This window comes from Flavobacterium sp. WG21, from assembly GCF_000335775.1.
Lineage (GTDB): Bacteria > Bacteroidota > Bacteroidia > Flavobacteriales > Flavobacteriaceae > Flavobacterium > Flavobacterium tructae.
This window is the reverse complement of the sequence record NZ_AMYW01000026.1, coordinates 16,002-41,825: the sequence shown is the minus strand read 5'-3', so window position 1 is coordinate 41,825 and position 25,824 is coordinate 16,002. Positions and strand designations below refer to the sequence as shown.

The window sequence follows — 25,824 nt, the reverse complement described above, 5'->3', positions numbered from 1 at the left end:
TTCTTTGCGAACTTTGCGGTTAAACTCTTTTTTCGCTACTTTTACTTCTCCAACAACACAATTAATCCAAAATGAAAATACTACTCCTAGGTTCGGGTGAACTGGGCAAAGAATTTGTCATTGCCGCTCAACGAATCGGACAAACTGTAATTGCTGTCGATAATTACGAAAATGCTCCGGCCATGCAGGTAGCACACAGCTTCGAAGTCATCAACATGCTCGACGGCGAAGCACTGGACCGAATCGTAGCCAAACACCAGCCCGACTTTATCGTTCCTGAAATAGAAGCTATCCGAACAGAACGTTTTTACGATTACGAAAAACAAGGCATTACTGTTGTTCCATCTGCGAAAGCAGCCAACTTTACCATGAATCGAAAAGCGATTCGCGATCTCGCTTCGAAAGAACTGGGATTAAAAACCGCAAAATACCAATATGCAACTTCGGCAGAAGAACTTCAAAAAGCCGTTCAGGAAGTTGGAATTCCCTGCGTAGTAAAACCTTTAATGTCTTCTTCCGGAAAAGGACAATCTACTATCAAAACGGAAGAAGATATTGAAAAAGCCTGGCAATATGCCGTTGCAGGTTCACGTGGTGATGTCATCGAAGTTATCGTAGAAGCTTTTGTAGATTTCAATTCTGAGATTACACTTTTAACTATTACTCAAAATAACAATCCAACACTTTTTTGCGCTCCAATCGGACACCGTCAGGAACGCGGGGATTATCAGGAGAGCTGGCAGCCTGCAAAAATTTCTGATGCCGATTTATATGAAGCGCAGGACATGGCTGAAAAAATTACCGAAGCCCTGGGAGGAGCAGGCCTTTTTGGTGTTGAATTTTTCTTAACCAACGAGGGTGTTTATTTCTCAGAACTCTCCCCACGCCCACACGATACCGGAATGGTAACTCTTGCCGGAACACAAAATTTTAATGAATTCGAATTGCATTTGCGAGCTATTTTAAGCTTGCCAATCTTCGAAATCACTCTTGAAAAAGCCGGTGCAAGTGCCGTGATTCTGGCCTCAGAAGACTCGACAAATCCAACTTTTACCGGAATTGAAAAAGTAGCAGCTTTACCTAAAACTGATTTCAGAATTTTCGGAAAGCCAACCTCAAGACCTTACCGTCGAATGGGAGTTGTTTTAAGTCATGATACCCTAACAACACCAATCGACGAAATTACAGAACGTGCCAAAACAACTTCAAAACTAATAACCGTAAACTCTTAAAAAATGAAAAACGCATTATTTGCACTGTTCCTGCTTACCGGAATTTCAACTCAGGCTCAGGATAAGAAAACAAATGAAAAACCTGTAATTGTAGAAACCGCTTGTGGTGAATGTCAATTTGGAATGAAAGGCAAAAGCTGTGATTTAGCCGTTCGCATTGACGGTAAAACGTATTTTGTAGACGGAACAACAATTGACGAACATGGTGATGCACATGCAGAAGATGGTTTTTGCAATGCCGTTCGCAAAGCTTCAGTTATTGGAAAAGTAGAGAATGATCGCTTTAAAGTAAGCTCTTTCACACTGATAAAAGAAAAATAATGGCATTAATTCTTGAAAATATAGCCAAACACGTTTCATTGACTCCCGAAGAGCAGGCTCATTTTTTATCCAAAACAGAAACCCATTTTTACAAGGCGAAAACCATTTTACTGAATGCCGGCGAAGTGTGTACCCATTCGTATTTTGTAAATTCGGGAATTCTAAGAAGCTTCAACATCAATGATAATATTGTCGAGCATGTTCTGGCATTTGCTTGTCAGGGCTGGTGGATGAGTGACATGTACAGCTATTTTTCACAGAAACCGGGAGAACTTTTTATAGAAGTTTTAGAAGATGCGGAAGTCGTTTCTTTATCCAAAGAAAATCAAGAGCAACTGTATCTTGATATTCCTAAATTAGAACGTTTTTTCAGAATTTTAATTGAAAATTCTCTGGTAGCCAATCAACAACGCTTAATGGATAATTTAAGTCTGACGGCAGAAGAACGCTTTGAAAAATTTTGTGCAAAATATGGCACATTGGTTCATAAAGTACCTCAAAAACAAATTGCTTCTTTTATTGGCGTCACACCTGAATTTTTCAGCAAAATGAAAGCAAGGCTTTTAAAAAAGTAAAATTAAACCATTAAGATATTAAGATACATTAAGCTAGACTTAATCTTTCTTATTTTTTAAGAACATAAAGCTTAACTTTCTTAATATCTTAATGGTAAAAACAAAGAATTAAAACTGTTCAACCTCTGTTGAATGCTTCATTGCAGTAGTGGAAGACCTTCCTATTGTTACCGTATTTTGAACCGCATCAAAATAAGAAGTCCCTACAAAAGCCTGATGTTTTACTGCTCTGAATCCATTTTGCTGCAAAGCAAATTCTCTTTCCTGCAATTCAGAATATCCTGCCATACCACGTTCTTTATACGCTTTAGACAATTCGAACATACTGGTATTTAAAGCATGGAATCCTGCCAGAGTAATGAACTGAAATTTATACCCCATAGCCGCCAGATCCTCTCTGAAAGTTTCCATTTCTGCTACTGATAATTTTGCCGCCCAGTTGAAAGACGGAGAACAATTATAGGCCAACATTTTACCCGGAAACTCTTTTTTCATTGCGTCTGCAAACTTCTTGGCATAAACCAAATCAGGATTACTAGTTTCCATCCAGATCAAATCAGCATAAGGAGCATAACTCAAACCTCTTGCAATTCCCTGATCGATTCCGCTGTTTACATAGAAAAAACCTTCATTGGTCTTTTCTCCGGTAATAAATTTTGCATCTCTCGGATCGGCATCGCTGGTTAGCAAATTAGCTGCATCCGCATCTGTTCTGGCTACAATTAATGTCGAAACTCCCATAACATCAGCAGCCAAACGAGCCGCAATCAGTTTGTTGATCGCTTCCTGAGTAGGTACTAAAACCTTCCCGCCCAAATGCCCGCATTTTTTAGCAGAACTCAACTGATCTTCAAAATGAACACCAGAAGCACCCGCTTCAATCATCGATTTCATCAATTCGAAAGCGTTTAAATTTCCGCCAAAACCGGCTTCTGCATCGGCTACAATCGGAACCAAATAATCTTTTTTATCTTCAACCTGGTTTACCACCTGAATCTGATCAGCTCTCAACAAGGCACTATTAATTTTTTTAACTACCATCGGTACACTATTCACAGGGTAAAGCGATTGGTCAGGATACATTTCTCCTGCCAGATTTGCATCGGCAGCCACTTGCCAGCCACTCAAATAAATCGCTTCTAAACCAGCATCGACTTCCTGAATCGCCTGATTTCCTGTTAAAGCACCTAAACCAGCAACATAATCCTGACTTTTTAACTTTCTCCATAATTTCTCCGCCCCCATTTTAGCAATAGAATGCTCAATATGATAAGAGCCCTGAAGCGTAACCACCTCAGTAGCGGTATACGGACGTTCAACACCTTTCCATCTTGGGTTTGTGATCCAATCGTTAATCAATTCCTGAATTCTGTCTTCTGTTGTTTTCATAAAAATATAAGTTAAGTTAGTTAGTAAGTAAATAGTTTGCAGTCGCAGTTTACAGTTCTGACTGTGACTTGTAAAAGGTTTATTTTTCACGCAGATTTTTAATGATCAGCGCAACGTTTGTTATAAATATTTGTAACATGGAAGGGTTAAAAAATCAACGAAATCGGGATTTACAACCAGTCTTTCCAAAACTTTCTCCGCTAACGGGAATTGACGGTTTTCGTAATTTTCCTCTCCCAGCTCGTCTTTAATTTTTTTGAATTCATCTAAAGCCAACTCATGATAATACGTCAGATTCAGTATTTGTCCGTTATCCAAAGTCACCTTATTCTGAAGCCACTGCCACAATTGCGATCTTGAAATCTCGGCCGTAGCAGCATCCTCCATCAAATTGTGTAAGGCTGCGGCGCCTTGTCCGTTCAGCCATGAAGCCAAATACAAAACCCCAACATTAATGTTTTTACGAACCCCATTTTCTGTTATAATTCCAATTGGCGGCTCTATCAAATCTGCTTCTGTTATTTTGCGATATTCTTTTTTAACATGAATTTGATTGGGAGTTGGCATTCCGGCATCGAAAACATTTTTAGCCAGAGCAACCAAATCCGGATGCGCTACCCACGTTCCATCGTGACCATTCTTTACTTCACGTTCTTTATCGGTTTTTACCTTTGCGAAAGCAATTGCATTTGCCTCCTCATTATTTTTAATCGGAATTTGAGCAGCCATCCCTCCGATGGCATGAATACCCCGTTTATGGCACCTTTGAATCACCAAATTCGAATAAGCGTTCATAAAAGGCGAAGTCATATTGACCTGATCACGGTCCGGAACAATAAACTTGGAATGCTTGCGGAATTTTTTAATGTAAGAGAAAATATAATCCCAACGCCCACAGTTCAATCCCACAATATGCTCCTTCAATTCAAAAATAATTTCGTCCAGCTGAAAACTTGCTGTGATGGTTTCAATTAAAACAGTAACCTTGATCGTCCCTCTTTCTAACTTCAAATAATCTTCGGTAAAATCGATTACGGTATTCCACCAGTGTGCTTCCAGATAATGTTCCAATTTTGGAATGTAGAAATAAGGTCCTGAGTTATTTTCTAAAAGTCTCTTATGATTATGAAAAACATACAAACCAAAGTCTACTAAAGAACCTGAAACCGCATTCCCATCAATCGAAAGATGTTTTTCCGGTAAATGCAATCCACGTGGGCGCACAATCAATGTCGCAATCTTTTCATTCAGGTGATACGATTTATGCTTAATCAAATCGGTATAAGAAATCGTCTTGTTAACCGCATCAATCAAATTCACTTGTCCGTCCATTAAATTTTGCCAGGTCGGAGAAGTACTGTCTTCAAAATCCGCCATAAAAGTTTTCGCTCCTGAATTCAACGCATTGATAATCATTTTGCGATCAACCGGTCCCGTAATCTCAACTCTACGATCCTGTAAATCTTTTGGAATTTCTCCTGCCACCCAATTACTTTCTCTGACGGTTTTGGTTTCTGAAGGAAAAGACGGCATGACTCCCTGATCAAAAGCGGTTTGTTTTTGTTCGCGTTGCAGTAACAATAATTTTCGTTGCGAATCGAATTTTCGATGCAGTTCGGTTATAAAAACAATTGCCTCTTCTGTCCAGATCTTTGGATAAGAAAGCTTCTTTTCGGCCAAAAACTCCATAGCCGTCTCGGTAATCTCTAATTGGTTTTTCATCGCTGTTGCTTTTGATTAGTTCTTCATTATTCGTCATTTTTTGCTAATAAAAGATCTTTTCTATTATAACAATCTGACCGTTAATATTTTCTACACCACAATATTAGAAAAAAAGTTTTTTACAAAACAAGCGAACGTTCGCTAAATTTATAAAAAACTTTTTTTGGCGATTATTTTTAGATTACTTACATTTGATATTATGGATATCGAAAAAGACTATATAAAGCTGATTTTTGGGCTAAAACTGAAGCAGGTTCGTACTCAGAAAAACCTCTCTCTTTTTGGTTTGGCGAAACTGACCAATCTTTCAAAATCGTATTTGAACGAGATTGAGAAAGGAAAAAAATATCCCAAAACCGATAAAATTTTGCTTTTATGCGAACATCTGGACGTCACTTACGACCAAATGGTTTCGCTAAAACTCGATAATAACCTCGCCCCGATTGGAGAAATCTTAAAATCAGGAATTTTAAAAGAGATTCCTCTGGAGCTTTTTGGCATTCAGGAAGCAGATTTAATTGATATTATTGCCAATGCCCCTGCCAAGGTCAATGCGTTTATCAGCACCATTATCGAAATTGCCCAGCATTACAATCTGAGCAGAGAGAGTTTTTTCCTGGCTGCCTTACGCTCGTATCAGGAGGCTCACAGTAATTATTTTGAAGATTTAGAAGAGAAGGTCATTGCTTTTTCTAAGTCCTTTCAAATTAATTTAGACTCTAAGATCACTATTAAAGAACTGGAAGCCATTCTTAAAGAGGAATTTGACTACACCATAAAAGAAATTGCCTTCACTGATCAGGAAGCCTTAGAAGATCTGCGTTCCATCTACGTACCAAAAAGCAAAACCCTCTTACTTTCAACAGAAATCGACGATCCGCAAAAAGCTTTTATTCTGGCCAAAGAAATTGCTTATAATTATCTGAACTTATCCGATCGTTTACTGACGTTCAGCTGGATCAAGTTTGAAAACTTTGACCAGGTATTGCATAATTTCTATGCTTCTTATTTCGCAGGTGCTTTACTACTGCCAAGACAGTTGTTAGTAAATAGAATCAATGACTTTTTAAATAACGAAAAGCCAAATCCAGAAGAATTTGTAACGCTGATCGAAAGTTTTGAAGTTTCACCGGAATCTTTTTATCAAAGATTAACCAATTTACTCCCAAAAGATTTCCATTTAAAGAACTTATTCTTTTTAAGAATGTCGCATAAAATTGGTTCTGATTTTTACCAAATCAAAAAGGAATTACACATTACCAATCAACAAGAACCACATGCAAACGAAACCAACGAGCATTATTGCAGAAGATGGGTTTCGGTAAAAACCATAGACGAAGCTATAAAACAAAACAAACCACACTTTTTTGATGCTCAGATCTCAAGTTATATCCATAGCGGAAATGAATATCTGGTTTTTTCATCGGCCACAAAAGATCCTTTCATCAAAGACAACATACGCAGTATTTCGGTTGGTATTTTAATTAATCCAACCATGAAAAAGAAATTCAAATTCATCGAAGGAAAACCACTTGTCAAACGAATTGTAGGGGTCACCTGCGAAACCTGTGATGTAAAAGACTGCCTCGAAAGAGCCGCTCCGCCTATCGCATTGGAAAAGAAAAAACGCCACGAGAATACAGATGCTGTTGTACAGCAGTTTATTTCGCAATACAGCTAGTCTTTTTTTAGATTGTTAGACTTCTTAGATCGTTGGATTGTTGGATTATTGAATCCTTAGATCATTTAACTATTTGATTATTAGAATGTTTAGATCATAAACACGGAAATCAAGCCAATCTCAGTCGTCGCAAAACCCTCTGTACCTTTGTCCCTTTGCAACTAAAAACCTTAGCCCCTTAGCAACTCAGAACCTAAGAACCTTTTCTTAATCTACATTAAGTGCTTTTCAGGCATGTTGATCGTAAATTTGTACTATAAAAAATAACAAAACAATTATCATCATGGAAAATATAGTAATACACAAAGCAGAAACAAGAGGAAATGCAAATCACGGATGGCTTAATGCCTATCACAGTTTTAGCTTTGCGAGCTGGTACAACCCAGAAAGAATTCAATTTGGAGCGCTTCGCGTTCTGAATGACGATACTATTGCAGGCGGAATGGGTTTTGGAACTCATCCTCACGATAATATGGAAATCATTACCATTCCGTTAGAAGGTGATTTAGCACACAAAGACAGCATGGGGAATACCGAAATCATTAAAAATGGTGACATTCAGGTGATGAGTGCCGGAACCGGAATCCAACATAGTGAATTCAATCCAAATGCTGATCAACAGACTAAGTTGTTACAAATCTGGTTATTTCCTAACCAAAGAAATGTAACGCCGCGTTACCAACAAATCACTTTAGATGTTGCCGACAGACACAACAAACTGTCTCAGGTTTTATCTCCAAATGCTGATGATGAAGGAGTCTGGATCCATCAAGATGCCTGGTTTCATATGGGAAATTTCGATTCCGGAATCGCTACAACTTATAAATTAAAAAAAGAAGGAAACGGAGTCTACGTTTTTATCTTAAAAGGAAATGTAACGATAAACGGTCAGGAATTGAACACTCGTGATGCAATGGGAATCTCTGATTTTGAAACTTTAAACATCAAAGCCAACACTGAGGCCGAATTCCTGCTGATGGAAGTTCCTATGAATTACTAATTTGTAAGACACATCACATACACTTCAAAAGAAACGATAACCATTCTGTATCACAGCATGTTATCGTTTCTTTTTTTTCTCAAAGCACAAAAAAATCAAAAAGAAGTATTAAATTTATTAATAGAAAATTGGTCTGAATTTAAAACTAAAATTAACCGCTAAAATTTTCAATCATGAATCCAAATGACCTTACGAAAGAATATAGCAATGGAGAAGTAACCATTGTATGGCAGTCCGGAAAATGCATTCATTCTGCCAATTGTGTAAAAAACAATCCCGATGTTTTTCACCCAAAAGAAAAACCATGGATCATTCCTGAAGGCTCTACAACAGAAAAAATTATTTCAACCATTCACAAATGCCCATCGGGAGCATTGAGCTTTTACATGAATGACAAAAGCTAATTTTCTTACGACAGATGAAAGAGATTTTTTCTGAATTGAAACGTACCAATCCATAAAAATCCTTTAATCCTTGGCAAAAAAACCGAAGACTCTTCTCTCTAACCGGGGAACTCAGAGCAACAATAAAAGATGCGATACTCAAAAAGTCATCGCATTTTTTATTTCTTAATCTAGGTTAAGTCCCTTACGCTCACTACCACCGTAACTTTGTCCTATCAAAATGAAATTAATTATTTAAAAGATAAAATTATGACAACTACAAAATGGTCAATAGACCCAACACATTCAGAAATTGGTTTTAAAGTTAAACATATGATGTTTACAAATGTTTCAGGTAAATTTGGAACTTACGATGCAACAATCAACACAGAAGGAGACAACTTCGAGAATGCTGCAATCGAATTTTCAGGAGATATTACTTCTATTGACACTGCAAATACAGACAGAGACAATCACTTAAGAAGTGGTGATTTCTTTGATGCTGAGAATCATCCAAAACTAACTTTCAAAGGTTCTTCTTTCAAAAAAATCAATGAAGGGAGCTATGAATTAACCGGAGATCTAAACATTAAAGGTATCTCAAAATCAGTGACTTTTCCGGTAGAGTTTAGCGGAACTATGACTGATCCATGGGGAAACACAAAAGTCGGATTAAATATCGAAGGAAAAATAAACCGTAAAGATTGGGGCCTAAACTGGAACTCAGCTCTTGAAACCGGCGGTGTTCTGGTTGGAGAAGAAGTAAAATTAAACATTGAATTACAGTTTGCAAAACAAGCTTAATTCAATATCCCAGAATTTAATTGATTGGTTATTAAGTCCTGCATCTGCAGGGCTTTGTTTGTAGGGACGAGGCTTCGACTTCGCTCAGCCTGACATTTGATAACTTTAAAGCTCAAGTGTCAGGCCGAACGAAGTCGAAGCCCAACTCTTTTTTACTTCTTATTCCTAAATTCCGTTGGCGATAGTCCGGTTTGTTTTTTGAAGAATCTGGAGAAATACGAATAATCTTCGTAGCCTACTTTAAACGCTACTTCGTTAACCGCTAATTGTTTGTCAATCAACATTCTTTTAATTTCAAGAATCACTCGGTCCGTAATCACTTCTGTGGCCGTTTTTTGCAGAATTTCATTGCAGATACGGTTTAAATGTTTTAAAGTAATACTTAACTTTTCAGCATAAAAAGACGGTAATTTTTCTTGTTTGAAATAGTGCTCCAAAAGCATTTCAAACTTGTCAATTTTAATGTTATACGAATGCGCCTGATGCGAATAGGTTTCGTTGTATTTGCGGGCTATTTCAATATGAATACAATCCAGCAAATTCAACATTTTATCCAGTTGATATCGCCCCTCCTGAGTACTTTCCTGAATTAATAAGTCAAAATAAGGACGGATTTTAGTAATTCCTTTTTCTTCAAAAACCATTTCCGGCCGATTGTGAATCGAATGGTAAAAATTATATTCGTTGATTTTTTTCTGTCCGAAATATAAATTATACAACTCCTGCGAAAAAATAATCACAAAGCCCTCAACATCTTCAGATAAACTCCAATGATGCATTTGTCCCGGCTGCAGCACAAACAAGCTTCCTTTTTTGATTTCAAACTGATCAAAATCAACTTCGTGCTGTCCCGAGCCTTTCGTAAAAAACACCATCAAATATGAATCATGCCGGTGTGGTTCTTCTACAAAACTGTGACTTTTTAAATGCTCTTTGAAGGTATTGACATAAAAATCACGATGAATATCATTACAGCTAAAATTCTGAACACTATAAACCGGGTATTTTTTCATATAAGTAGAATTTATTTTTTACTGGTCATATATGCGATCGCCCAATCCTGTTTTTCGTTTACAAATTCGTTTAAGGTAGGCGATATCATAATAAATGTCTTTATTGTGCTATAAGTAGCGAAGATATAAAAAAGACTTTAATCCTGTTCTGAATTACCTTTGTATAAATAAAAAACAACAAGATCATGTCAAGTGCATTAACTCATATTTTAAGCAACGAATGTCCCATTTGTCATAAAGGAAAGGTTTTTACAGATAAAAATATTTTTTTCACTTTTGGCCTTCCAAAGATGAACGAATTTTGCAGTCACTGTAATTATAAGTTTCAAAAAGAGCCTGGTTATTTCTTTGGCGCTATGTATGTAAACTACGGATTAACAGTCGCTCAGGGAATTGCAACGTACTGTATTGCACAATTTTTCTTCGAAAAGAATTTCGATTTAAGAATCATTCCGATTATCGCTGTCGTCATTACCCTGCTCACTTCTTTCAATCTTCGATTTTCAAGATTAGCATGGATTTACATGTTTAAGGATTATACGAAGTAAAAAAATGCTACTTTTGCCTTTCAATTGAAACTAATTTTCAATTCAAAAAAATTCAATCTTTAAATTAGACAAATGAAAGCATACGTATTTCCGGGTCAGGGCGCACAATTTACAGGAATGGGCAAGGACTTATATGAAACATCGGCTTTAGCCAAAGAATTGTTCGAAAAAGCTAATGAAATTTTAGGTTTTAGAATTACAGATATCATGTTCGAAGGTACTGCCGAAGAACTAAAAGAAACTAAAGTTACACAGCCTGCGGTATTTTTACATTCCGTTATTTTAGCTAAAACTTTAGGAGACGATTTTAAACCAGAAATGGTTGCAGGACATTCTTTAGGAGAATTTTCAGCCTTGGTTGCCAACGGAACTTTGTCTTTTGAAGACGGTCTTAAATTAGTTTCTCAACGTGCTTTAGCTATGCAAAAAGCTTGTGAAATCACTCCATCAACAATGGCTGCGGTTTTAGGTTTAGCTGATAATATTGTAGAAGAAGTTTGTGCTTCTATTGATGGAATCGTTGTTGCGGCAAATTACAACTGTCCGGGACAATTGGTAATTTCTGGAGAAACTTCAGCTGTTGAAAAAGCTTGCGAAGCCATGAAAGCTGCCGGCGCAAAACGTGCTTTAATTTTACCTGTTGGAGGAGCATTTCACTCTCCGATGATGGAACCAGCAAGAGAAGAATTAGCTGCTGCAATTGAAGCCACTACATTCTCAACTCCTGTTTGTCCGGTTTACCAAAACGTAACCGCAAATGCTGTTTCGGATGCAAACGAAATCAAAAAGAACTTAATCATACAATTGACTGCTCCGGTAAAATGGACACAATCTGTTCAGCAAATGATCGCTGACGGCGCTACTTTATTCACTGAAGTTGGTCCGGGAAAAGTGTTAGCAGGTTTGATCAACAAAATTGACAAAGAAGCGGTTACTGCGAATGCATAATTAGTATTTAGTCTCAGTAACAGTTTTCAGTTACTCACTCCATAAAAAAAATCCTCATGAACAAGATTGTTTATGAGGATTTTGTTTTTTATAACCCTTTTGCTTCTGCACTGTAATTATTTACAATTCCGGTTATCAAATAATTTTGATTTCTTTTTTCAAAGAAGATATACCAGGTTGGCTTGGCATTGGGTTTGTAAAAAATATAATTTGAACCTAAATATTGGAGTAATTTTGGTGTTTTCTTGTGAGGAAAACTCGAAATATCTGAAATAATAAAACAACTATCTTATCTACATAATTCTGAGCTGATTCAGGAAAACCAAAATACTCCTCTTTAAAAAGTGCAAAAACTAAATCATCAAAATAGTCAAGAACTTCTTTTTCAAAAATTACTTTTTCCACGGATAAGCTTGAATTCTCTTAAACATTTCAGCTTTAAATTCCTCTGAAGTCAGTCCTTTTGCAAACTCGGCATCAAAATCAAAAGTTTCCTGATCAATTCCTTTAAATTTAGATTTTTGAACTTCATATTCTACAGCAGGCTCTTCCACCTTGCTAGCTCTAACTTCTTCTTTTTTCTTTTGCATAATTCCTACAATTTATTCTTACAAATTTAAAAAATAAATTAAGCCAAAAACAAAAAGCCCAAATAATTTTTCAGATTATCTGGGCTTTTCTTATATTTTATTTTGGTCTAAAAAAAGTTAAGAACGAACTTTCTGTTCCCATTTCCAGGCACTTGCCATGGCCTCGTCTAAACTTAATTGGGCTTTCCAGCCTAAAACATTATTTGCTTTATCTGTATTTGCGTAAGCTTCTGTAATATCACCTTCACGACGCGGCATAATTTTATAAGGTAATTTTTTATCGCTTACTTTTTCGAAACTATGAATCACTTCTAAAACCGAACTTCCTTTTCCGGTTCCTAGATTGAAAGTTTCTACTTTTTGTAAATTCTTTTTAGCCAACAAACGCTGTAAGGCAATTACGTGCGCTTTTGCCAAATCTACTACGTGAATATAATCACGAACTGCCGTACCATCAGGAGTTGGATAATCATCTCCAAAAACCGATAATTCCTGACGCAGTCCTACACCTGTTTGTGTAATGAAAGGTACTAAATTTTGAGGAACACCAATTGGTAATTCGCCAATCTCAGTCGTTGCATGAGCTCCAACCGGGTTAAAATAACGCAATAAAATTGCACTGATATTGGTTACTTTAGCGGTATCCGTAATAATTTCTTCGCCTATCTGTTTCGTATTTCCGTAAGGCGAAATCGCCGCCTGTACCGGAGCATCTTCAGTAATTGGCATTTTTTCGGCCTGACCATAAACGGTACAAGACGAGCTAAAAATAAAACTCGCTTCAGGTTTTTGCTGCAATTCCTGCAATAAATATACTAATGAAGCAATATTGTTTTCATAGTACAACAATGGATTTTCAACACTTTCACCAACTGCTTTTGAAGCCGCAAAATGAATTACTCCGGTAACATCGTTATGCTTTTTAAAAAATTCCCGAACCGACGCTTTTTCTCTTAAATCCAACTTTTCGAACAAAGGTGTTTTTCCTGTAATGGACGTAATTCCTTTTAAAACATCTTCTGTAGAATTGGAAAGGTTGTCAATAATGACTACTTCAAAACCTTCATTTTGCAATTCTACAACGGTGTGAGAACCAATAAATCCTAATCCTCCTGTTACTAATACTTTCATTTTGTGGTTATTTTGTGCTGTTGTTTATTTGGTTTAATCTTTATTATTTATTCAAAAATTCCAAAACAGAATCGGTTATAAATTTAATTTGCTCATCATCCAGTTCTGTATGCATTGGCAAAGCAATTACTTCCTTTACCAATTGGTTGGTCACCGGAAACTGCTCTTCTTTGTAACGAGAATCAGCATAAGCTTTTTGTGAATGCAACGGAATCGGATAATAAATCGCACACGGAATTCCTTTATCCAATAAATGCTCCATCAAAGCATTACGATCTGCATCAATAATTCTCAATACATATTGATGAAAAACATGATCATTTTGGCTTGCATCAAATTCCGGTGTAATAATATGTGTGTTTCCGGCAAAAGCTGCATTGTATTTTGTTGCTGCTAAACGACGTGCTGCATTGTACTCGTCTAACAATGGCAATTTTGCATTTAGAACTCCGGCCTGAATACTATCCAAACGTGAATTCACTCCTACAACATCATGGTGGTAACGCTCGTACATTCCGTGATTTACGATCCCGCGAATGATGTGCGCCAGTTTATCATCGTTTGTAAAAATTGCTCCTCCATCTCCATAACAGCCTAAATTTTTAGACGGGAAAAATGAAGTTGCCGCTACATGACCAATTACTCCAACTTTGCTTTTTGCTCCTGATTTAGAAATATAATCTGCTCCAATTGCCTGTGCATTGTCCTCGATTACATATAAATTATGTTCGGCAGCAATTTCCATAATAGCATCCATGTTTGCTGCACGTCCAAATAAATGTACCGGAACAATTGCTTTTGTTTTTGGTGTAATTGCTTTTTTAAGCGCTTCAATATCGATGTTCATATTTACAACATCAACATCTACTAAAACCGGCGTCAATTGTAGCAAAGCAATTACCTCAACAGTAGCTGCAAAAGTAAAATCGGCCGTAATTACCTCATCGCCCGGTTTCAAATCTAATCCCATCATGGCAATTTGCAAAGCATCGGTTCCGTTTGCACACGGAATCACGTGTTTTGCCCCCAGATAGTCTTCCAGATTTTTTTGAAACTGGTGTACTAAAGGGCCATTTATGTAAGTATTGGTATCCAAGACCTCCTGAATAGAGGCATCAACTGTAGTTTTTATTTTTTCGTATTGACTTTTTAGGTCAACCATTTGAATTTTTTTCATTTTCAATATATTTTAAAATTAAAGACTTGCATTTCATTCAGCGTCTCTAAAAGGAGGAACAAAAATAGTTATTTAATACCTTCAAACCAATGAAAATAATCGAAAGAACCGTAATTTAGCCACAAAAACAAACAGATGCTTTTTCTCTATAATTTAGTTATTTCTATTGCTGGCTTTTTTCTGAAAATTGTAGCACTTTTTAGTCCGAAAATTAAGCTTTTTGTCGAAGGTCGTAAAAATGTTTTCACGATTCTTGAAGAAAAGATAAAGCCTTCAGATAAAACCATCTGGTTTCATTCGGCCTCGCTTGGTGAATACGAACAAGGCCTTCCGGTAATCGAAAAAATCAAAGAAAAATACCCTGCGCACAAAATCATCGTTACCTTTTTCTCTCCCTCAGGCTACGAAGTCCGAAAAAACAATACCACCGCAGCTGTTACACTGTACCTTCCACTGGACACTAAAAGCAACGCCAAGAAATTCTTAAAGCTTGCTCATCCTGAGTTGGCATTTTTCATAAAATATGAATTTTGGCTGAATTACTTAAATGAATTAGAGAAAAGCCAAACCCCGACCTATTTAATTTCCGGAATTTTCAGAGACAATCAGATGTTTTTTAAATGGTACGGTGGTTTTTACAGAAAAGCATTAAAAGCATTCACTTACTTTTTTGTTCAGAACGAAAATTCAAAAGAAAAAATAAAGAGTATTGGCTTTGACAATGTTATTGTTTCAGGAGACACTCGTTTTGATCGTGTAAATGCTATTTTAGAAAGAGACAACACTTTGGATTTTATCGAAAAATTCAAAAACAATACCCCAACCATCATTATAGGCAGCTCTTGGCCTAAAGATGAAGTATTATTAGCAGAATACATCAACCAGGCATCCGAAGATGTAAAATTCATCATTGCACCTCACAACATTAAGAGTGATCAGATCTCAAGCCTGAAAGCGCAAATTACTAAATCAACAATATTATTCTCTGAAAAAGAAAATGCCGATTTATCTAGTTACAATGTCTTTATTATAGACACTATTGGATTACTGACTAAAATTTACAGTTACGGGACAATTGCTTATGTTGGCGGCGGATTTGGAAATCCCGGAATCCATAATATATTAGAACCTGCTACTTTTGGAATTCCAATTGTAATTGGTCCCAACTACTCGAATTTTGCCGAAGCAACTGAACTGGTAGCGCTCAAGGGATGCCTTGTCATCTCGAATAATCAGGAATTAAAGCAAACTCTTGATCGTTTGCTTCAGGACAAAGCGTTTTTAGAAGAAAAGAGTCAAATTTGCAAATCGTATATTCAGAACAATAAAGGAGCTACAAACAGCATCATGAATATCGTCGCGTAACCTTTTTATACGAATCGCACGTGATTCAGAAACAACATTACACACAAAAGGGCTTATTTAAGCTCTTTTGTTTTTTTTCAGCACTACCTAATATTCTAAAAAACACAAAACAAACTGCAACCAAGAGTGTAAAAACCCCCAATTCTCTTATTGAATCTTCAATAAAAAATAATTTAGACAAAATATACCATAATTTAACATATTATTATTAATTTGGCACATTGTTTGATAAATAAGATAATCGTGAGCAATGAAAATATTTTAAAAAAAATAAAAAATATTTTACATATTAAAAATTTATATCTTTGCCACGAATTAATAATTAACCTTTTATAATAAAGTAAGATGAAAAAAGTATTTTTAAGTTTAGCTGTTGTTGCTGTTTTAACTGTTGTATCTTGTAAAAAAGCTGACGCTGCAGCTACTGAAGCTGTAGATTCTACTGCTGTTGCTGTTGATTCTGCTGCTGCTGTAGTTGATTCTGCTGCTGCAACTGTTGATTCTGCTGCTGCAAAAGTTGACTCTGCTGCTGCAAAAGTTGAAGAAGCTGCTGCTCCTGCTAAAAAGTAATTCTAAATTACTCAAAAAAATAAAAAGCTATCTCTTTGCAGATAGCTTTTTTTTATGCCTTATAATCAACAAAAACAAAACCACAACACACACTATAAAAAAAGACCTGATAAGTCTTCAAAACTCACCAGGCCTTTATACAATTACCAAAACCTAGAAAACAAAAGACACTCTTTTATTTCCTAATCCTCCACTTCCACTTCCTCACCCACAACTTCATCTTCAAAAATAGATTCACTTGAGGAAAAATCCAAAATCTCAGCTCTAGAAGCATAAGTCACAATTTCCTTGATTCCTTTCTGCAAAAGCAATTCCGTTGTGTATTTTCGACTTGTAGCAAAATGAAGCTCTCCCAACATCAATTTAAAAAAATACCTTCCCCCAGCTCCTTTAAACTTTAAAAACCGAGCTATCTCAATATTCACCTTAAACTTCTCGATATCTTCTTCGCACTCAAACCTCAATTCATAACTAAGACTCGTAAATATCACCTTGCCCTTTCTCGAAGTAAATACGAATTTATATTCATCATTAAAACGTTTACTAATTACAAAGGCACCCATATTATTATTTTAGATTTTAAATTTTAGATTATTGATTTCAGATTCTTAGATTCTTAGATTCTTAGATTCTTAGATTCTTAGATTCTTAGATTCTTAGATTCTTAGATTCTTAGATTCTTAGATTCTTAGATTCTTAGATTCTTAGATTCTTAGATTCTTAGATTCTTAGATTCTTAGATTCTTAGATTCTTAGATTCTCTAAAATAAATCTGCTTCGCAGATTTATTTTAGAACTTCTGGATTTACACCATAAAAAAAGCCTCTTCAAAAGAAGAGGCTTTAGTACTCAGAGCGGGACTTGAACCCGCACGAACATTGCTGTTCACTGGATTTTAAGTCCAGCGTGTCTACCAATTTCACCATCCGAGCATTAGATGATATAGAGCGAAAAACGGGGCTCGAACCCGCGACCTCGACCTTGGCAAGGTCGCGCTCTACCAACTGAGCTATTTTCGCATTTCAAATTCTAATTAAGAACTGCAACACTTGATTTGTTCTGTATTGCGAGTGCAAATTTAGGACATTTATTCAATTACACAAGCGTTTTTTGAAAAAAAAATCTACTTATTTTATAACTTTCTGATAACCTAAACTTTAAATATGAAATTTATTTTCGTACTAACATTCTTTTAATCTCATTGAGTTTCATCAATGCTTCAACCGGTGTGATCGCATTAATATCAAGCCCCAAAATTTCTTCTTTTATCTCCTCCAGCAAAGGATCGTCTAAATTAAAGAAACTCATCTGCATTTCATCATTTTCAGACTTTACACCATTTAACGCTTCACTTGAGTGGTTTTTCTCCAGTTTTTTCAACATCTTTTGCGCCTTCAAAATTACAATCTGAGGCATTCCGGCCATTTTTGCTACATGAATTCCAAAACTATGAGCACTTCCTCCTTTTACCAGTTTACGAATAAAAAGCACGTTGTCTTTTAACTCTTTTACCGCAACATTATAATTTTGAATTCTTGGCAACGATTCTGTCATTTCATTCAATTCATGATAATGCGTTGCAAACAAAGTCTTAGGTCTTCCCGGGTGTTCGTGTAAAAATTCGGCAATCGCCCAGGCAATCGAAATCCCGTCATATGTACTGGTTCCTCTTCCAATTTCATCCAGAAGTACCAAACTGCGATCTGAGATGTTATTCAAAATAGAAGCGGTCTCATTCATCTCTACCATAAAAGTAGATTCTCCCATCGAAATATTATCCGAAGCACCTACTCTGGTAAAAATCTTATCTACAATTCCCATTCTTACACTATCAGCAGGAACAAAACTTCCCATTTGAGCCAACAATACAATTAAAGCCGTTTGTCTCAAAATAGCAGACTTACCGGACATGTTAGGACCGGTAATCATAATTAGCTGCTGCGTCTCTCTGTCTAAATAAACATCATTAGCAATATAAGGCGTTCCAACCGGCAATTGCTTTTCAATAACCGGATGACGTCCGTTTTTGATCTCTAACTCAAACGTTTCATCAATTTCAGGACATACATATTGATTCTCTATAGCCAATTGTGTAAACGAACACAAACAGTCCAGCTGTGCCACCAAATTAGCATTCATCTGTACTGGCTTGATATAAGTTCCAATCCAGATCACCAATTGCTCAAAAAGCTCTGTTTCTATCTTGTAGATCTTCTCTTCTGCTCCCAGAATTTTAGTTTCATATTCTTTTAATTCCTCGGTAATATATCGCTCTGCATTAACCAACGTCTGTTTACGAATCCACTCTTCAGGAACTTTATCTTTGTGTGTGTTTCTAACTTCAATATAGTAACCAAAAACATTATTGAACGAGATCTTAAGCGAAGAAATTCCGGTACGCTCCGATTCTCTTTTTTCAATTCCCTCCAAATATTCTTTTCCGGAAGTAGAAATAGCACGCAAATCATCCAGCTCTTCACTGATTCCTTTTGCAATAGCATTTCCTTTAGCCACCGCGACAGGCGCATCCTGATTTAAAGTATTTTTAATCTTTTCTCTTAACAAATCACAGGCATGCAGACTATCTCCTATTACCTTCACCGCTTCCTGCGGACTTTCAAGTGCCAGGGTTTTAATTGGAATAATCGCATCCAACGATTCTTTCAGATATACAATCTCACGTGGTGAGACTTTTCCTGTTGCTATTTTAGAAATCAAACGCTCTAAATCTGAGATTTGCTTGATTTGATACTGGATACTTTGCAAAACCTCTGAATTGGCCCTTAAATAAGAAACCACATCATGACGGCTTTTTATCCTACCACTGTCTTTCAAAGGCAAAGCCAGCCAGCGTTTCAACAAACGCCCTCCCATTGGCGAAAGCGTTCTGTCAATCACATCCAAAAGGGTAACCGCATTTGGATTATAACTGTGATACAATTCTAAGTTTCTAATGGTAAAACGATCCATCCAGACATAAGCATCTTCGGCAATACGCTGAATCGCTGTAATATGCTGCACACGATTGTGCTGCGTTTCTGACAGATAGTACAAAATTGCTCCGGAAGCAATAATTCCTTCTCTTAATTCTTCTACTCCAAAACCTTTTAAGGAAGAGGTCTGAAAGTGCTTCGTCAGCGTTTCCAGAGCATAATCTTCCTTATAAATCCAGTCTTCTAAATAAAAGCTATGAAAATCATCTCCAAAAGCATCTTTAAAGTCACTTTTATTCTGTTTCGGGACCAAAACCTCACTCGGGTTGAAGTTTTGCAGCAATTTGTCGATGTACTCTGCATTTCCCTGAGCCGTTAAAAACTCTCCTGTAGAAACATCCAAAAAGGAAACTCCGATATTTTTGTTAGCAAAATAAACTGATGCTAAAAAGTTATTTGATTTAGATTGTAAAACTTCGTCGTTTAAAGAAACTCCGGGAGTTACCAATTCAGTAACACCTCTTTTCACAATAGTTTTAGTCATTTTTGGATCCTCCAGCTGATCACAGATCGCCACACGAAGTCCGGCTTTGACTAATTTTGGCAAATACGTATTGACAGAGTGATGCGGAAAACCGGCCAAAGCGGTTTCTGTATCAGAACCGGCGCCTCTTTTGGTTAATGTTATTCCCAGAATTTTTGAGGCTCTAATAGCATCTTCTCCAAAGGTTTCATAAAAGTCTCCTACTCTAAAAAGCAAACAGGCATCAGGATATTTTCTCTTGATTTCATTGTATTGTTTCATTAAAGGTGTCTCTTTAACCACTTTCTCTTTCGCTGCCAAATTATTGTATTTTAAATGAAAAAATTAAGACAGCGAATTTATGACATTTTGAAGGAATATCGAAGTAGTGCAAAAATTAAAATATTTTAAGCTTTTTTTAAGTTGAGATATAAGAATTTTACATAGATTTGTCTTAATTAAAAAAGACTCTAAAAAGATGAAAAAAATAATTTTAATCGCTATGTTAGCTGTAGTTGGAATTACAGCTTCTAATGCTCAAAGCAATAAAAAAGGAAAAATTGCCAAAGTAGAAGGTGCAGGAATGGCTTTCGAAACAGAAACCATTGATTATGGAACTATTGCTCATAATGCAGATGGGAAACGTGAATTTGTTTTTGTAAACAATGGAACTAAACCTCTTATCATCACAAACACAACTGGATCTTGCGGTTGTACAGTACCAACAACTCCAAAAGAGCCAATCGCTCCTGGTGCTAAAGGTATTATTGGTGTAAAATATGCTACTGACAGAGTTGGTGCTTTTACAAAAACTGTAACTGTAACTTCTAATGCTGAAGGACAACCAACAAAAGTACTTACTATTAAAGGTACTGTTTTACCAGATCCGGTAAAAAGCTAATCTAAAAAGTAAAATAGAATAATTCAAAAAGCTTCCTTAACTTTGGAAGCTTTTTTTATGACCTGAATAAACCTATGAGAAAACTTGAAAATAGCGAACTGGACCGTAAATCAATAGAGGATTTTAAAAAATCAGACAAAACTCCTTTGATTTTAGTTTTAGATGATATTCGCAGTCTGCACAATATTGGATCTGTGTTCAGGACCGCTGATGCATTTTTAATTGAAAAAATAATCCTGTGTGGTATTACCGCCACTCCACCCAATAAAGAAATTCACAAAACGGCTCTTGGCGCGACTGAGACTGTTGCATGGGAACATCACGAAAATGTATTGGAAGTAATCGAAAATCTTAAAAAAGAAAATGTACTGACACTTGCCATCGAACAGGTGGAAAGCTCTATTTTCCTTCAGGATTTTAAAACGGAGAAAAATCAGAAGTATGCATTGGTTTTTGGCAATGAGGTTTACGGAGTTGCTCAGGAAGCAGTTGCGCTTTGTGATGGCTGTATCGAAATTCCACAATTAGGCACCAAACACTCTTTAAATATTGCCGTAAGCGCGGGAATTGTGGTTTGGGATTTATTTCAAAAATTAAACTGGCCCAAATAGATAATGCGTCAATTTAGATAATTAGATAATGTGATAATTGCCCCATTATCTAATTTTCTAATTAAAAATCTTCTTCTGGATTTCGTCCAAGATAAAAAGGTAATCTTTATGATTTTTCACGAAATCACGATCAGAAACATCAATAATCAACACGTTTAAATCAGTTTGGGATTTAATATATTCTAAATAACCATTATTGATTTTATCCAGATAACCTGCCTCAATATTCTGTTCGTAGTTGCGTCCGCGTTTCTTGATGTTTTGCAGCAGCCTTTCAGAATTCTGATACAAATAAACATACAAATCCGGTTTTGGCATTTCTTTATAGATAATATCAAACAAGTTTCGATACAATCGATACTCGTCTTCGGCAAGGGTAATTTTAGCAAAAATCAAGGATTTAAAGATATGATAATCGGCTACAATAAAATCTTTAAACAAATCAAATTGTGCCAGATCATCTGATAACTGCTGATAACGGTCTGCCAGAAAAGACATTTCCAACGGAAAAGCGTACCTGTTCTGATCTTTGTAAAATTTTGGCAAAAAAGGATTATCGGCAAAACGTTCTAAAACCATTTTTGCATTAAAATCCTCCGCTATTTTTTGCACCAAAGTGGTTTTCCCTGCCCCAATATTTCCTTCGAAGGCAATGTAGTTGAAGTTCTCCAACGCAATTTCGCGTATCGGATTTTTCAATTCCTGAACTACTTCACAAACACTATCGTCTGGCGAGAGTGCAATTAATTCTGTAATGGATTTTTGAAAAACAGGATGTTCCCAGTCTACACCTAAATCCTGCATAGGAAGCAGAACAAACTTTCTGTTTTGCATTAACGGATGTGGAATCTGCAATTTTTCGGACGCAATAACTTCATCATCGTAAGTAATCAGATCAATGTCGATAATTCGGGACTGATACCCTTGTTGCTCAGATCTGATTCGGCCTAATTTTTTTTCTACTTTCAGAACCTGACTTAATACTTTTTGCGCCGATAAATAGGTATGCAAAACCAATGCACAATTATAAAAAGCATCACTCTCAAACCCCCAGGCAGGAGTTTCATACAGTTTTGAAACCCTGATTACAGTCCCCACTTCTTTATGTATCAAATCGATACACGTTTCGATGTTTGTTAACCTGTTTCCCTGATTGCTGCCTATTGATAAAACGATTTGATGCTGTGACTTCATAATTAATGCAAATTAACTAAAACTATTTTAGAATTAACTACATTATTTGATTCAAGAGCTAGAAGTTTCCAACTATTTCAAACTCTTTCTTGTTCTCTTTGTTTTCTGAAACCCTCTTCAAAAAAGCACTTAAATCGCTTGTTAAGGGTAGTTGGTTCTGGCTTTTCCAAAATTGTTCTGAGTAAGGAAATTTCACTTTAAAAATATCCTTATCCATCGACAAATTTGACTTTGCTTTTTCGGTAATAAAACTATTGGTTACAAAAAAATTGGTACTGTAATCATAAAACGCTTTTATATTTTTTTCACTTACAAGTAATTCCACCCTAACATCCGATTTTGCATTATTCAAATAATACTTATTGGTGCTGGCACTCTTCTTATAATTTGAAGTGGTTTTAAAACTGGTGGTTCGATATTCTACTTTGTCCTTTTTTTGAAACGGTACTTTTTCTCCATTATCATAAAGATCAAAATAGGTTTCTACAATAGCATAGTCATTCTTATTAATTATAAAATAACCACTGGTTTTTTGTGCAATTGTATTTTCTGACTTTTTGATAAAACTAATTTTAAAAAAATCACCGGCTACATTTTTTTCCTTAGTAAGTTCGAAATCTTCCGTTTTGATAGAGATCATAGCATTTATGTCAAATAATTTTTCGAAACTCTGAAATTCGAAATACACAAAATCAGCCTTATCTTTTATTCCAACTTTCCTCATATTCAGAATCTCAACTTCACATTTATTGTCCGGTTGTGTTTTTGATTTAAAGATGCTTTTTCTCGATACTTTACCATAAATATCCTGTAATCTTTCCAATTCATCATTTCGTTTCAAGACACATCGCAAGAAGAAGTTTTCATTGTACGGTTCGAATATGTAATTCTCTTTCATTTTGGCATATACTTTTTTCATTATAGCCATTTCTTCTCCCACCACTACTTCATCAAGTTCAATGGTTTTACTTTGCAAAAAGATCGTATCCTGTTTGTTTATTTCGGCAAAGCTGAGTTTCAGATTTTCATATCCAATCAAACTAAAATTCAATTCATCCTGATCGGAAATAAAAGAAAAAACACCTTCCTCATTCGTTATTGAATTGTCCTTTTGATTGTAAATATTTACTTTTTCCAGAGGAAGCTTTGTCAGTTTATCGACGACCACTTTTTTAGTTTGCATTTTTTTGAGCCCCGGCATAAAAGCCCAAGAAAAAAAGACTCCACAAAATTATTTTATCTTTCATATTTAAGTATTTGGTTTCCTCAAATATAAAATATTCCGAACTCAAACTATATTTATCTTACAAAATATCTTATCTTTAATTTAATGCGTTAAAAATGCAGAAGCCACAACCATTTCATCCAATTTACCATTCGAATTAATTTGTTTTTAGATTACTTTTGTAACAAACCAACCTTTTTCGATACTTATTAAAAAAAATATACTTATGAAGTTTTTAGGAAATGTAATTGCCACTGTTATTGGTATTTTTGTATTTATTATCCTCTTCTTTTTTGGGGTCATTCTTATTGGAGCAATTTTTGGAGGAGACGACGCTGTTTCTGTGAAAAGTGATTCTGTTATTGAATTAAATTTAAAACAAATTCAAAACGATTATGCCGGAAAATATAAAGACCCGTGGGTAACTGTTTTTTCGGATAAAAAAGGCATCGGTTTAACAGATGTAATCAATGCTATTGAAGCGGCGAAAACCGATGATAACATTAAAGGAATTTCTATTTTAAATGATGAGTCTTCTTTAGGTCTGGCACAATACAAAGATTTGAGAAATGCGCTTGAAAGTTTCAAAAAATCAGGAAAGTTTGTTTGGGCTTATGCCAATACGTACTCGCAAAAAGAATATTATCTAAATTCTGTAGCCAATACTATTTATTTGAATCCTGCCGGAGATTTAGATTTTAAAGGTCTTTCGTCTGAGGTGATGTTCTTCAAAGATTTTCAGGAAAAATCAGGCATTCACATGGAAGTGATTCGCCACGGAAAATACAAAAGTGCCGTTGAACCTTTTCTGGAAAATAAAATGAGTGATGCCAACAGAGAACAGGTAACTGCTCTTTTAAACTCCATCTGGACTACGGTTACGACTGATATTTCAAAAAGCAGAAATATTCCGCTGCCGAAACTAAATGAAATCGCCAATGGATTACTGGCCAGAACTCCGGAAATGGCAAAAGCACAAAAACTGGTAGATGTTATTGCTTATGAAGATGTGTACCATAACGCGATTAAAAAAGCGCTAAAAGTAACGGGAGATGACGATTACAATAAAATTTCGATTTTAGATTATACTCAAAACAACATTACAACTGCCCTGACCAATACTGCTACTGATCAAATTGCTATAATTTATGCACAGGGTGAAATACAAGGCGGCGAAGGAGATGTTAATGTAATTGGTGAAGGTTCTATGCGACGTTCTTTACAGGAGGCGCGCAAAAATGAAGATGTAAAAGCAATCGTTCTGAGAATAGACAGTCCAGGAGGAAGTGCTTTAACTTCTGACCTGATCTGGAGAGAAATCGAGATAACCAAAAAAGTAAAACCGGTTGTGGTTTCTATGGGGAATTATGCCGCATCAGGCGGTTACTACATTGCCTGCAACGCCAACAAAATTTTTGCAGAAAGCAATACGATTACTGGTTCTATAGGTGTTTTTGGAGTACTGCCTAACTTCACTCCTTTAGCTCATAAATTAGGAATCAACACAGAGCAGGTAAAAACACATGAAAACTCCGCAAATTACAGTCCGTTTGTACCTGTTGACGAAAAATTTAAAGCCTTTACTTTAGAAGGAGTTGAGCATATTTACAAAACCTTTGTAACACACGTTGCAGAAGGCCGAAAAATGACTTTTGCACAGGTAGACTCGATCGCACAAGGAAGAGTCTGGTCAGGAAGTGAAGCTTTAAAAATTGGATTAGTAGATCAGATTGGAGGTTTGAATGATGCTATTGCTGAAGCTGCAAAAATTGCAAAGATCAAAACGTACAGTACACAAAACTATCCTGAATACGAAAAAACATTCAATGACCTTCTTTCCAATCTGCCATTTGCGCAATCAAAAGAAGCTTTTATTAAGGAAGAAATCGGAGAAGAAAATTATATGCTTATTGAGCAGGTAAAAAGACTTCAAAAACAAAAAGGAGTTCAGGCCATGCTTCCATTCGGAATAAACATTAAATAACTTC

At 35.9% G+C, this 25,824-nt stretch carries 24 protein-coding genes and 2 tRNA genes; 14 read left to right on the top strand and 12 right to left on the bottom strand.

Features of this window, described 5'->3' with window-relative positions:
• Window positions 1–71: 71 nt before the first annotated feature.
• From purT to C245_RS0116840, 3 genes are read left to right on the top strand one after another with little or no spacing between them, the layout of a single operon-like run.
• Window positions 72–1,232 (top strand): formate-dependent phosphoribosylglycinamide formyltransferase, encoded by a 1,161-nt coding sequence (purT, locus tag C245_RS0116850; protein WP_017497780.1) that lies wholly within the window; start codon window positions 72–74, stop codon window positions 1,230–1,232.
• Between the two features lie 3 nt (window positions 1,233–1,235).
• Window positions 1,236–1,553 carry a DUF6370 family protein gene (locus C245_RS0116845; protein WP_017497779.1) on the top strand — a complete coding sequence of 106 codons (318 nt, stop codon included), beginning with the start codon at window positions 1,236–1,238 and terminating at the stop codon, window positions 1,551–1,553.
• Window positions 1,553–2,128, top strand: a complete 576-nt coding sequence (locus C245_RS0116840; RefSeq protein ID WP_017497778.1) for a Crp/Fnr family transcriptional regulator — start codon at window positions 1,553–1,555, stop codon at window positions 2,126–2,128. The genes C245_RS0116845 and C245_RS0116840 overlap by 1 nt, the downstream gene beginning before the upstream one ends.
• Before the next feature lie 108 nt (window positions 2,129–2,236).
• Here C245_RS0116840 and aceA read toward each other — a convergent pair whose 3' ends face one another.
• Together aceA and aceB are read right to left on the bottom strand one after the other, a co-directional pair.
• Window positions 2,237–3,517, bottom strand: coding sequence for an isocitrate lyase (gene aceA / locus C245_RS0116835; protein WP_017497777.1), 1,281 nt, complete (start codon window positions 3,515–3,517; stop codon window positions 2,237–2,239).
• A 120-nt stretch (window positions 3,518–3,637) separates the two neighbouring features.
• Window positions 3,638–5,239, bottom strand: a complete 1,602-nt coding sequence (gene aceB, locus C245_RS0116830; RefSeq protein ID WP_017497776.1) for a malate synthase A — start codon at window positions 5,237–5,239, stop codon at window positions 3,638–3,640.
• A gap of 199 nt (window positions 5,240–5,438) precedes the next feature.
• On the opposite strand from aceB, the gene C245_RS0116825 reads away from it, so the two are divergent.
• The 4 genes from C245_RS0116825 to C245_RS0116810 all read left to right on the top strand — a co-directional run bounded on the left by C245_RS0116825 (window position 5,439) and on the right by C245_RS0116810 (window position 9,107).
• Entirely contained in the window at window positions 5,439–6,920 is a 1,482-nt protein-coding gene (locus C245_RS0116825; protein ID WP_017497775.1) for a helix-turn-helix domain-containing protein, read from the top strand.
• Window positions 6,921–7,203: 283 nt separating this feature from the next.
• Window positions 7,204–7,920: a pirin family protein gene (locus C245_RS0116820; protein ID WP_017497774.1), complete on the top strand. Its 717-nt coding sequence runs from the start codon at window positions 7,204–7,206 to the stop codon at window positions 7,918–7,920.
• 173 nt (window positions 7,921–8,093) lie between these two features.
• Window positions 8,094–8,324 carry a (4Fe-4S)-binding protein gene (locus C245_RS0116815; protein ID WP_017497773.1) on the top strand — a complete coding sequence of 77 codons (231 nt, stop codon included), beginning with the start codon at window positions 8,094–8,096 and terminating at the stop codon, window positions 8,322–8,324.
• Between the two features lie 249 nt (window positions 8,325–8,573).
• Window positions 8,574–9,107 carry a YceI family protein gene (locus tag C245_RS0116810; protein WP_026110121.1) on the top strand — a complete coding sequence of 178 codons (534 nt, stop codon included), beginning with the start codon at window positions 8,574–8,576 and terminating at the stop codon, window positions 9,105–9,107.
• Window positions 9,108–9,259: 152 nt separating this feature from the next.
• Here C245_RS0116810 and C245_RS0116805 read toward each other — a convergent pair whose 3' ends face one another.
• Entirely contained in the window at window positions 9,260–10,120 is an 861-nt protein-coding gene (locus C245_RS0116805; protein WP_017497771.1) for a helix-turn-helix domain-containing protein, read from the bottom strand.
• Between the two features lie 185 nt (window positions 10,121–10,305).
• Here C245_RS0116805 and C245_RS0116800 point away from each other — a divergent pair, with 185 nt between their 5' ends.
• Together C245_RS0116800 and fabD are read left to right on the top strand one after the other, a co-directional pair.
• Window positions 10,306–10,668, top strand: a complete 363-nt coding sequence (locus C245_RS0116800) for a hypothetical protein (protein ID WP_017497770.1) — start codon at window positions 10,306–10,308, stop codon at window positions 10,666–10,668.
• A gap of 72 nt (window positions 10,669–10,740) precedes the next feature.
• Window positions 10,741–11,616 carry an ACP S-malonyltransferase gene (gene fabD, locus C245_RS0116795; protein ID WP_017497769.1) on the top strand — a complete coding sequence of 292 codons (876 nt, stop codon included), beginning with the start codon at window positions 10,741–10,743 and terminating at the stop codon, window positions 11,614–11,616.
• Window positions 11,617–12,008: 392 nt separating this feature from the next.
• Here fabD and C245_RS0116785 read toward each other — a convergent pair whose 3' ends face one another.
• From C245_RS0116785 to C245_RS0116775, 3 genes are all read right to left on the bottom strand, one after another.
• Complete coding sequence (locus C245_RS0116785) at window positions 12,009–12,206, bottom strand: hypothetical protein (protein ID WP_017497767.1); 198 nt, start codon at window positions 12,204–12,206, stop codon at window positions 12,009–12,011.
• A gap of 117 nt (window positions 12,207–12,323) precedes the next feature.
• Window positions 12,324–13,337, bottom strand: a complete 1,014-nt coding sequence (gene galE / locus C245_RS0116780) for a UDP-glucose 4-epimerase GalE (RefSeq protein WP_017497766.1) — start codon at window positions 13,335–13,337, stop codon at window positions 12,324–12,326.
• Window positions 13,338–13,380: 43 nt separating this feature from the next.
• Entirely contained in the window at window positions 13,381–14,514 is a 1,134-nt protein-coding gene (locus tag C245_RS0116775) for a DegT/DnrJ/EryC1/StrS aminotransferase family protein (protein ID WP_017497765.1), read from the bottom strand.
• 135 nt (window positions 14,515–14,649) lie between these two features.
• Between C245_RS0116775 and C245_RS0116770 the strand changes: the two genes are divergently transcribed.
• Together C245_RS0116770 and C245_RS0116765 are read left to right on the top strand one after the other, a co-directional pair.
• On the top strand, window positions 14,650–15,879 hold the full coding sequence (locus C245_RS0116770; protein ID WP_017497764.1) for a 3-deoxy-D-manno-octulosonic acid transferase: 1,230 nt from the start codon (window positions 14,650–14,652) through the stop codon (window positions 15,877–15,879).
• A gap of 345 nt (window positions 15,880–16,224) precedes the next feature.
• Window positions 16,225–16,449: a hypothetical protein gene (locus tag C245_RS0116765; RefSeq protein ID WP_017497763.1), complete on the top strand. Its 225-nt coding sequence runs from the start codon at window positions 16,225–16,227 to the stop codon at window positions 16,447–16,449.
• Window positions 16,450–16,631: 182 nt separating this feature from the next.
• Here C245_RS0116765 and C245_RS0116760 read toward each other — a convergent pair whose 3' ends face one another.
• The 4 genes from C245_RS0116760 to mutS form a co-directional block, all read right to left on the bottom strand.
• Window positions 16,632–17,012 (bottom strand): hypothetical protein, encoded by a 381-nt coding sequence (locus C245_RS0116760; protein ID WP_017497762.1) that lies wholly within the window; start codon window positions 17,010–17,012, stop codon window positions 16,632–16,634.
• Window positions 17,013–17,295: 283 nt separating this feature from the next.
• Window positions 17,296–17,381: transfer RNA gene (locus C245_RS0116755), tRNA-Leu, on the bottom strand.
• 14 nt (window positions 17,382–17,395) lie between these two features.
• A tRNA-Gly gene (locus C245_RS0116750) sits at window positions 17,396–17,468 on the bottom strand.
• Window positions 17,469–17,619: 151 nt separating this feature from the next.
• Entirely contained in the window at window positions 17,620–20,226 is a 2,607-nt protein-coding gene (mutS, locus tag C245_RS0116745) for a DNA mismatch repair protein MutS (protein WP_017497761.1), read from the bottom strand.
• A gap of 157 nt (window positions 20,227–20,383) precedes the next feature.
• On the opposite strand from mutS, the gene C245_RS0116740 reads away from it, so the two are divergent.
• Window positions 20,384–20,806, top strand: coding sequence for a DUF1573 domain-containing protein (locus tag C245_RS0116740; RefSeq protein WP_017497760.1), 423 nt, complete (start codon window positions 20,384–20,386; stop codon window positions 20,804–20,806).
• Window positions 20,807–20,880: 74 nt separating this feature from the next.
• Window positions 20,881–21,417, top strand: coding sequence for an RNA methyltransferase (locus C245_RS0116735; RefSeq protein WP_017497759.1), 537 nt, complete (start codon window positions 20,881–20,883; stop codon window positions 21,415–21,417).
• A gap of 57 nt (window positions 21,418–21,474) precedes the next feature.
• On the opposite strand, the gene folK is transcribed toward C245_RS0116735, so the two are convergent.
• Together folK and C245_RS0116725 are read right to left on the bottom strand one after the other, a co-directional pair.
• Complete coding sequence (folK, locus tag C245_RS0116730) at window positions 21,475–22,611, bottom strand: 2-amino-4-hydroxy-6-hydroxymethyldihydropteridine diphosphokinase (protein ID WP_017497758.1); 1,137 nt, start codon at window positions 22,609–22,611, stop codon at window positions 21,475–21,477.
• A gap of 58 nt (window positions 22,612–22,669) precedes the next feature.
• A complete protein-coding gene (locus C245_RS0116725) occupies window positions 22,670–23,794 on the bottom strand; it encodes a carboxypeptidase-like regulatory domain-containing protein (RefSeq protein ID WP_157495890.1) in 1,125 nt (374 codons plus the stop codon).
• A 268-nt stretch (window positions 23,795–24,062) separates the two neighbouring features.
• On the opposite strand from C245_RS0116725, the gene sppA reads away from it, so the two are divergent.
• Entirely contained in the window at window positions 24,063–25,820 is a 1,758-nt protein-coding gene (sppA, locus tag C245_RS0116720; RefSeq protein ID WP_017497756.1) for a signal peptide peptidase SppA, read from the top strand.
• The last annotated feature ends 4 nt before the right edge of the window (window positions 25,821–25,824 follow it).